Here is a 312-nt window from a genome sequence, read left to right as displayed (position 1 = left end):
TGGCGCCCTGCACGGCCTTGCCGGTCATCGTCATCACGCACGCTGGGCCGTTGCCGGGGTCGAACCGCAGCTGCCGAAGCCTTTGATCTGCTCGAAGATACGCGTGATGAATTCCGGCTCGGAGTGCTGGGCGTGCATCCGCGCGGTCAGCCGTGCGCGATGATGTTCGAGGCCGCCGTGGCGCTGGGCGAGCGTTCCGCCGAGTTTCTGCGGCTCAAGGTCGAAGGCATCCATGTCTGCGCCGAGCTGCTGGTGGCGGCGCTGATGGAGGGGCGCGAGGCGCACGTGTTCGGTCGGCGCACCCTGCCGGAG

General features: G+C 68.6%; 2 pseudogenes. Both read left to right on the top strand.

Going from position 1 to position 312, the window contains the following annotated elements:
• Positions 1–76: pseudogene (locus U8L64_RS20205) on the top strand (hypothetical protein); the annotation flags it as partial.
• Between the two features lie 98 nt (positions 77–174).
• A pseudogene (locus U8L64_RS00515) lies at positions 175–312 on the top strand (5,6-dimethylbenzimidazole synthase); the annotation flags it as partial.

It is taken from the genome of Pseudomonas sp. FIP_A4 (assembly GCF_036701605.1).
Taxonomy (GTDB): Bacteria; Pseudomonadota; Gammaproteobacteria; order Pseudomonadales; family Pseudomonadaceae; genus Stutzerimonas; species Stutzerimonas phenolilytica.
This window is presented reverse-complemented; position numbering and strand designations above follow the sequence as displayed.